This is a genomic window from Streptomyces sp. SID12488, assembly GCF_010548275.1.
In the GTDB taxonomy this organism is placed as follows: domain Bacteria; phylum Actinomycetota; class Actinomycetes; order Streptomycetales; family Streptomycetaceae; genus Streptomyces.
This window is the reverse complement of record NZ_JAAGLT010000076.1, coordinates 1-1,537: the sequence shown is the minus strand read 5'-3', so window position 1 is coordinate 1,537 and position 1,537 is coordinate 1. Positions and strand designations below refer to the sequence as shown.

Sequence of the window (1,537 nt, the reverse complement as noted above, 5' to 3'; positions counted from 1 at the left end):
CAGGACGTCGAGGCCGCGGGCGGCCGCCATGGCGGCAGGCCCGGCCGGAGTGTCCTTGAGAACCAGGTCGTAGGCCCACACGGCGGTGGCGAGTGCGCCTGCCCGGGCCAGTCCACGGCGGCCCCGGGAGACGGCGGCGAGGGCGAGCCCGGCGGCGGTCAGGCCGGCGGCCGCGGCGAACGCGGTCCTCCGCTTGATCTCCCTGGCCGGGATGGGGCGTTCGGGCCGCTCCTGGGCATCCAGGGGCGCGTCGACGTAGTCGTTGAGCGCCATGCCGGCCCAGTACAGGCAGACCGAGGAGGCGGCCGTGCCGAGGGTCCGGGCGTCGGCGGGCCGGCCGGCCGCAGCGGCCCCGCACAGGACGTCGCCGGGCACCGACAACGCGGCCGGGGCACGGACCAGCCGGACCAGCGGGCCGACCGCGGGGCGGCTTCTGTTTTTCCTTTCGGAGGTATTCACGGACGGCAAGATATGCGAAGCGGGACACCATTTCCCAGAGGGTCCACGAAATACGGCGGAAGAACTACTCACCACCGCTCTGGCCCACCCGGCGAACCATTGAATCGGGTGGGGTGACACCGACTCCCGCAGCGTCGGAGAATCGGCGCCCCGACTTCCGAGCAGACCCGCAAAGCGCACTTCACCAGCGATTTGATCGCCGTCTTGGGGCCGCAGCACCCCCGTGTCACGTGAACCCGGGAACGCGACACCCTTACCGGGAAAGCGTTACCGAATTTTCGTTCCCGGTAATTCAGTACCGAAAATCCGGGACCGGGAATTCGCGGCTTCCGGCGGATCGGCGGGACGAGGAGAGTGAACTCGGCGCTCCCGTCCCGGGGAGCGCCGAGCGTCGACGCCTGGGGAGTGAATGCCGTGACCTACACACTGCGCGGCCGGAAGACCACGTGCGACCGCGTCGCGGACGCTCTCGCCGGAGCGGCGGACGGACACGGCCGGGTCGTACTCATCGAGGGCGCCGCCGGCAGCGGGCGCAGCAGAATGCTGGCCGAGACCGCCGCCCTCGCCTCGGACCGCGGGTTCACGGTGTGCCAGGCCGTCGCCGACCACGTCGGCCACCCCGCCTTCCTCGCCCCGCTCGGTCTCGCTCCCCTGCCGCCGGTCGGCGAGGAGGCCGCCGCGGCCGGGCCGGGGGACCTGAGCAGGTTCGCCGCCCGGCTCCTCGAACGGCCCCTGCGGACGCCGGTCCTGGTGGCCCTCGACGACGTGCAGGGGGCGCGCCCCGCCGACCTGGAGGCGCTGCGCTCCCTGTCCGCGCTGCTCGCCACCCGTGCGCTGCCGGTGCTCGTGGTGGTGACCCTGGCCTCCCGCGGCGCCGCGCACGGAACGTGCCGTCCGGTACCGGACGGCACGCACGCCGCCGTGGACCGGCTCGTGGCGGCGCTGGCCGCCGACTCGGCACTCCGCCTGGACCTTCCGCCGCTGCCGGAGCCCGCGGTGGCGGCGCTCGCCGCCGAGGTGCTCGGCGCGCCGCCCGACGTCGTACTGGCCCGCCTGCTCGCCACGTCGGGCGGGGCGC

General features: G+C 74.1%; 2 protein-coding genes. One reads left to right on the top strand and one right to left on the bottom strand.

Features of this window, described 5'->3' with window-relative positions:
• A partial coding sequence (locus G3I56_RS42525; protein WP_343240232.1) for a UbiA family prenyltransferase occupies positions 1 to 459 on the bottom strand: 459 nt, incomplete at its 3' end.
• 414 nt (positions 460 to 873) lie between these two features.
• On the opposite strand from G3I56_RS42525, the gene G3I56_RS42520 reads away from it, so the two are divergent.
• Positions 874 to 1,537 (top strand): ATP-binding protein (locus G3I56_RS42520; protein ID WP_164418878.1); only part of this gene is annotated, 664 nt, incomplete at its 3' end.